Annotated in this window: 6 protein-coding genes; 1 reads left to right on the top strand and 5 read right to left on the bottom strand. The window is 53.2% G+C overall.

The genetic code is table 11. From position 1 onward, the window contains the following. Positions 1-356: 356 nt before the first annotated feature. Positions 357-1,736 (bottom strand): hypothetical protein, encoded by a 1,380-nt coding sequence (locus FHC52_RS15550; protein ID WP_220420139.1) that lies wholly within the window; start codon positions 1,734-1,736, stop codon positions 357-359. A gap of 130 nt (positions 1,737-1,866) precedes the next feature. On the opposite strand from FHC52_RS15550, the gene FHC52_RS15545 reads away from it, so the two are divergent. Then, positions 1,867-2,142: a hypothetical protein gene (locus FHC52_RS15545; RefSeq protein ID WP_126288120.1), complete on the top strand. Its 276-nt coding sequence runs from the start codon at positions 1,867-1,869 to the stop codon at positions 2,140-2,142. Between the two features lie 10 nt (positions 2,143-2,152). On the opposite strand, the gene FHC52_RS15540 is transcribed toward FHC52_RS15545, so the two are convergent. From FHC52_RS15540 to puuC, 4 genes are all read right to left on the bottom strand, one after another. Beyond that, on the bottom strand, positions 2,153-2,470 hold the full coding sequence (locus FHC52_RS15540; protein WP_126288122.1) for a hypothetical protein: 318 nt from the start codon (positions 2,468-2,470) through the stop codon (positions 2,153-2,155). Between the two features lie 326 nt (positions 2,471-2,796). Beyond that, positions 2,797-4,068, bottom strand: a complete 1,272-nt coding sequence (puuE, locus tag FHC52_RS15535) for a 4-aminobutyrate transaminase (RefSeq protein WP_023344009.1) — start codon at positions 4,066-4,068, stop codon at positions 2,797-2,799. 25 nt (positions 4,069-4,093) lie between these two features. Next, positions 4,094-5,374, bottom strand: a complete 1,281-nt coding sequence (locus FHC52_RS15530) for an FAD-binding oxidoreductase (RefSeq protein ID WP_032674665.1) — start codon at positions 5,372-5,374, stop codon at positions 4,094-4,096. Beyond that, the gene (gene puuC / locus FHC52_RS15525; protein WP_047748305.1) at positions 5,371-6,864 is read right to left on the bottom strand and encodes an aldehyde dehydrogenase PuuC; all 1,494 of its coding nucleotides are present in this window, start codon (positions 6,862-6,864) and stop codon (positions 5,371-5,373) included. The genes FHC52_RS15530 and puuC overlap by 4 nt, the downstream gene beginning before the upstream one ends. Positions 6,865-6,929: the final 65 nt, after the last annotated feature.

Genomic DNA, 6,929 nt, shown 5'->3' with positions numbered 1-6,929 from the left:
TGAAAATCACCCGCATAGTGCGCTGGGATATCACTCTCCGAGAGAATACCGGCGGCAGCGGGCATCGTTAACTTAAGATACAAAAGCTGTCCGGAAATGGCGGGTCAAGATCACTGCTGTAGGCCAACTGATTTTTGACAATACATTCACACTGAATAAATCAGAGAAGTACATAAAAATAAGCTTTTCTTTGTAAAAGGTTAGACCATCAGTTGATCTCAATTTGTTAAAATCAATATCCTCAGCATCTAAATAGTCTAACACTTCGTTAACAGTGAACCGTTTCATATAGCCTCCAATTAGTAAGGAGGCTAATATTACGCTTATGAATGTATTGATTTTGATTAATCTGGCGATCAATTAAAGAGAGTGTTTCCTGTAACTGTTGCCGCAGTAGCACGAGTAGCCATACCTTTAATTAACCACTCTGGAAGATCTTTAATTGCCTTCAGTTTAACTAGTTCCTGTTTGACAACTCGATCCACCTCTTTATGCATTGCATCCGTAGGGATGTGCTTAGCATTGGGATGTTCTCTTTGCCATTCAGAAGCCCATTGTTCAATCCGTTCATCAATTTCAACCTTCAGGTTTTTCTGAATCCATTGACCAGTTTCTGCATCAATTTTACTGTCCTGACGTAAAAGACGGGATGCTTCAGCAAGACGTGAATTGATTGCTCCATCAATTGCTCGCTTCATACCATATCCACCTGCAACAGCACTACCAAGAGTAGCAATACCTGCCCCAAGAATAGATTTACCAGCCTGTTCAGCAATTTCATCAGCAGCAAACAAGCTTAGCCCACTGATGTTAAGACCTTCACTCCAAGGATTGCCACCAGTAGCAGTGCTACCCATAAGTTTGATACGTCGAGCTGTATCTTTAAGATCTTGAGCTTTCATAAGAGCTTCATCACCTTGATTAGCAACAAACTTACGCATCTGAGCGTTATACATAGCATTTGTAAATTTATCTACATCAACTAAATTACCTTTACGTGCAAGTTTAATTTGTTCACCAAGGCTCTCTAAGTTGGAAACACCATAGCCATGAGCATCAGCACGTTTACGAAGTACAATACCTTCAGCAAGGTTAGAGATGTTATTCTGTCTACGGTAAGAACTTAATTCATCAGCAGCTTTGACATATTCCTTAGTCTTAGCTTCAATATCCTCATTCAATCCTTTCTTAACCTCCTCACCATAAGCCGCAGCAATACGGTTAGCTTGGTCTTTACTTGCAGCTCGGTTGAATACAGACATATTTTCACCCCATTTACCAAGCTTGGAGAGATTACGTTCAATCTTACCTACACCAATTTCATCTAAAATCTCTTGACCATAAGTATTGATATCACTTGAGAAAATTTTATTCCAAGGTTTACCTTCATTCTGTTCTTGAATAATACGCTGAGTATCAGCAAGATCAGCAAGATCAGCAAGATCAGCAAGATCAGCAAGATCAGCAAATTTACCAGTGTATTTATTACTCTTGCGTTGAGCAGAAATAATATCCCTTAGTTCACGTTGAGCACGTTTATCAGCAATACGATGAATATCATTCAAGTCAGCAGGAGTTAAATCAGATAGCATCCATCCCATCTCTTCAACAGGAGCAGCAGGTTCAACAGAAGTACCTGTAATAGCTTCTACAACCTGCTGTAATGGTGTTTGACGTGTAAGGTCATAGATTTGACCACGTAGCTTGGTAGTGCTCTCTACAGGAGCTATATGCATTTCTGGAGCTGCATCTGACCATGCTCTCAATGCATCAGAAGCGGTGTAAAGAGGGTTAATTTCCTGAGCACGTTCTAAGATCTCAGATAGGGTAGTAATCTGGCTTACAGCATGAGTGTAGGAGATTAAAATGGAAAGTATGAAAGAGGTAAGACTAGAGGCTTCTCTAGATCGCTGCTATAACGCTTGTGAAAAATGGGAAAAAGAGGGTATTCCTATTCCTGCAAGAGTGTTCAGAAGCGCTTTAAAGAATGCTCTACGCTATCGTGAAGATGAAGATGGGATTTTACTAGCTCAATTCTTTGTAGCTCTGGTAATGGATGGATATCCGTTCCTGGACGCTGATTTAGTAAAGGTTACAGAGGATTTAGTACAAATCTTTGGTGATAGGATTTTCATCTTCTAATAATAGCCGCTTAATTGGGGCTTTCTTCATCTCCATCCCAATCATCGTCCCAATCACTATCTAAGCTCCTTATCTGGTTAATCATCAAAGTCCATTCATCAGTTCCCCTCACAGCTTCCATCCTGTCTTTTATCTCCCTTGCTTCAGCGATCATGTCAAAAGGATCTACCTGTGAGTCTATGTTCAGCAGGTTCCCACACTGTTGAATGAGGTAGGCTAGATCAATCCATAAATCCTTCTCCCAAGTATCCTTCTCAGGGATAGCATTCAGGTATGTGAGCTGCCGTGTAGCCCACACAATGAGTTGTAAAATAGCATTATTGATCACAATGACTCCTAGATATTCCTGGTACTATTCCTAGACAGCGTTAAGCAAGGCGCTGATTTGTTTACAAATCTTATCATGGTAAACATGTCCCAGCTGGCGATGGAGGTAAGGTGCGAGAAGCGGGAGAGACGCTGGAAGGTTTCCACAAGTGACTGATAGGCTGATGTTTTTTGCAATTCTTATTTCCTCATGCCGGGGATGTGTTTCAGGGAGCATACAATGAAACAGACCCAATTCCCTAACATTTCCCACATGGAGGAAATCTGTGCCGATCTCCTCCGTTGAAACCGTCCCCGGCATTCCGGAAGACGGTTTTCGGTAGGCACTCAGGACTTATCGCGCATAACCTGTTGCAGGATCGCCAGCGCCTGGTTGAACTGGGCATCCGGAATGGTCAGCGGATAAAGGAAGCGGATCACGTTGCCGTACTGGCCGCAGATCAATAACAGCAGACCCTGGGCGAGCGCCTTTTGCTGGATCGCCTGCGCGATGGCGGCCGACGGTTCACGGCTCTCGGGGTCAAAAAACTCCGCCGCAATCATCGAGCCTCTTCCCCTTATCGCCACGAGCGCAGGGAAGGTGCCCTGAATCTCCTCCAGCGTGGCTTTCAGCCGATCGCCCAGCTGACGGGCACGCGCGCACAGCGACTCGTTGTCGATAATCTTCAGCACCGCGTGCGCGGCGGCCACCGCAAGCGGGTTGCCTGCATAGGTGCCCCCCAGGCCGCCGGGAGCCGGCGCGTCCATGATTTCGGCGCGGCCCACCACGCCGGACAGCGGCATTCCGCCTGCCAAGCTTTTAGCCATCGTCATCAGGTCGGGTTTGTCCGCGTAGTGTTCCATCGCAAACAGTTTCCCCGTACGGGCGAAGCCGCTCTGCACTTCGTCGGCAATCATCACGATCCCGTGCTCATCACAGATACGGCGGATGGCGGCCACCAGTTCTGGCGGGGCGACGTTGAATCCGCCTTCACCCTGAATGGGTTCAAAAATAATCGCCGCCACCTGTTTCGCCTCAATATCTGCTTTGAACAGGCGTTCTATCGCCGTGATGGCATCCTGCGTCGTGATGCCGTGCAGCTCGGAGGGATACGGCACGTGATAAACCGAGCCCGGGAAGGGGCCAAATCCCAGCTTGTAAGGCGCGACCTTGCCGGTTAAGGCCATGGTCATATAGGTTCGGCCGTGAAAGCCTCCCCCGAAGGCAATCACGCCCGGTCTGCCGGTGTGGGCCCGGGCGATTTTAATGGCATTTTCCACCGCTTCCGCGCCCGTTGTGAAGAACGCCGTTTTGGCCGGGCTCTGCACCGGAGCCAGCTCGTTAAGTTTTTCGGCCAATGAAACGTAGCTTTCATACGGCACAATCTGGTAGGCCGTGTGGGTGAACTGGTGAAGCTGTTTTTCGACTGCGGCCACCAGTTCAGGATGACGATGGCCGGTATTCAGTACCGCGATCCCGGCGGCGAAATCAATATAGTCGTTGCCTTCCACGTCGGTGAGCGTGGCATTCTCCGCCGAGCGGGCAAAGAAATTACACATTACGCCAACGCCGCGCGGGGTGGCAGAAAGTCTGCGCTGATGAAATTCCTGGTTACTCATGTCAGATACCCTTTTGTCGAAACGATCATACGCCAAGACGATCGCGCAGGCTGTAGTACGCCGCGCCCATCGCCGTAAATGGAATCCGCAGGCTGCGGCCGCCCGGGAAGGGGTAGTGCGGGAGGTTGGCAAACGCATCAAAGCGCTCAGCGTCACCGCGCAACAGTTCCGAGATCAGCCGTCCGGCCAGGTGGGTGCAGGTCACGCCGTGGCCGCTGTAGCCCTGCATGTAATAGATGTTTTTATCCAGACGACCAAACTGCGGCATACGCGACAGGGTCAGCAGGAAGTTGCCCGTCCAGCGGTAGTCGATTTTGACGCCTGCCAGCTGAGGGAAGGTTTTGAGCAGCTTTGGCATCACCAGGCGCTCGACATCGTCCGGATCGCGCGCGCCATACACGACGCCACCGCCGTACAGCAGGCGGTTGTCGGCGGTGAGACGGTAGTAATCCAGCAGGTAGTTGCAATCTTCCACGCAGTAGTTATTGGGGATCAGCGTGCGGGCGAGCTCTTCCGGCAGCGGGGCGGTGGTCACCACCTGGGTGCCGCAGGGCATGCTGCGTTTTGCCAGCTCCGGTTCGATCTTATCGCCCAGATAGGCATTCCCGGCGACGATCACGTAGCGGGCCGTCACCTGACCATGCTGCGTGCTCACCACGGCCGGGCTGGTGTGCTGAATGGCAGTCACCGGGGACTGTTCATACACCCGCCCACCGTTCAGGCGAATGGCGTCCGCTTCGCCGATCGCCAGGTTCAGCGGATGAATGTGCCCCCCGCTGCGGTCCAGCAGCGCGCCGGTATAGCGGTCGCTGTCGACTTCCCGGCGGATGGCGCTGGCGTCCAGCAGCTCCAGCTGCGTGTTGCCGTAGCGTTCCCAGTTGGCTTTTTGCTCCTCCAGCGTCTCCAGCTGCTTATGGTTTAGCGCCACAAACAGCCCGCCGGGACGATAGTCGCACTGGATCTGATAGCGCTGGATACGCTCCCGGATGATCTCCCCGCCTTCAAACATCATGCTTCCGAGGGCTCTGGCAGCATCGGGGCCGTAGTTTTTCTCGATCACGTCGATGTCGCGGCTGTAGGAGTTAACCAGCTGGCCGCCGTTGCGTCCGCTGGCGCCGAAGCCGATGCGCGCCCCCTCAAGGAGCACCACGTCGTAGCCCATTTCGGCGAGATGCAGCGCGGAGGAGAGGCCGGTATAGCCGCCGCCCACCACGCACACGTCACAGCTGATCGATTCGTTAAGCGTCGGGAAAGGTTCGTAAGCGTTCGCGCTGGCCGCGTAGTAGCTGGTGGTATGTTCGGTCATGATTGAGGCTCCAGGGCAATCCAGATGGTTTTCAGTTCGGTAAATTTTTCCAGCGCGTGCAGGGACTTATCGCGACCGTTGCCGCTCTGCTTATAGCCGCCAAAGGGGACGGTCATATCACCGTCGTTATAGTTATTGACGAAGACCGAGCCGGCTTTCAGGCGGCGGCTCATGCGGTGCGCGCGGGAGAGATCGCGGGTCCATACCGCCGCGCCAAGCCCGTATTCACTGTCGTTGGCCAGCGTTAAGGCTTCCTCTTCGGTTTTAAAACGGGTGACGACCAGCACCGGCCCGAAAATCTCTTCCCGGCAGAGCGGAGAGGCAGGGTCGATGTCGACGAAAATGGTTGGACCGACTGCGGAAGGCCACGATTGTTCCCGCCCGTCCAGCAGCAGCGTACCTTTCCGGGTTCCCTCGCGAATAAACGTGTGGACGGTATCGGCGTGCGCGGCGTCGATGAGCATCCCCATCGTGCTGTCGGGGTCGAGCGGATCGCCCGGCTGCCAGTGGCGGGCCTGCGCCTTCAGCCTTGCCAGGAAGTCATCAGCGATGCTCTCTTCGAGCAGCAGGCGGGTGCCGGCGATACAGACTTGCCCCTGGTTATAAAAAATTCCGGCGGCGGTCGCGCTCACGGCCTTGTCCAGGTCCGGACAGTCGGCAAAGATAATGTTGGCGCTTTTGCCGCCCGCCTCCAGCCAGACGCGCTTCATGTTGCTTTCTCCCGCGTCCTTCAACAGCTGCTTGCCGGTACGGGTAGAGCCGGTAAACGTCAGCACCTCGACCTCCGGATGCAATGCCAGCGCCTGGCCCGCTTCGTGGCCGTAACCGCTTATCACGTTCAGCACGCCGTCAGGCAGGCCCGCCTCTTTCGCCAGTCCGGCCAGCCGCAGGGCGGTGAGCGGTGATTTCTCCGATGGTTTCAATACCACGCTGTTGCCCGCGATCAGCGCCGGGCCCAGCTTCCAGCAGGCCAGCAGCAGCGGGAAGTTCCAGGGGACGATGGCCGCGACAACTCCGATGGGCTCGCGCACGATCATCGCCAGCTCGCCCGGCCCCGTAGGCGCCACTTCGCCGTAGACTTTATCCGCCGCTTCGGCGTACCAGCGAATGGCGCGCGCCGCGCCGGGAATATCGTCGCGCAGGCTGTGGCGGATGGGTTTACCGGTGTCCAGCGTTTCCAGTAAGGCCAGCTCTTCGCTATGGCGTTCCATTAAATCGGCGAGCGTATTGAGCACGGCCTTGCGCTGCGCCGGAGACGCCTGCGACCAGTCACCGCGCTCAAATACCGCACGCGCGGCCTGAACCGCGCGGTCCACGTCCGCCTGCTTGCCCCGTGCGACGTTCGCCAGCGTCTGCTGGGTCGCGGGATTGACGGTTTCAAACGTGGCATTATCGGCGGCGTCACAATAGGCACCGTTAATAAATAACCGGGTCTCAATGGCGCTGTTTTTTGCTTTATCCTGCCAGTAAGTCAGGTGCTGAAAATGCATATTCACTCCTTTCTTTCGCAATCAGATAAATAAAGGCATGGCCGTTTCAGGCAATACGAAGCCGT

This window comes from Enterobacter sp. EC_64 (assembly GCF_019584165.1).
Lineage (GTDB): Bacteria > Pseudomonadota > Gammaproteobacteria > Enterobacterales > Enterobacteriaceae > Enterobacter > Enterobacter roggenkampii.
The sequence above is the reverse complement of the archived record's forward strand: the minus strand, read 5'-3'. Positions and strand labels throughout refer to the sequence as shown.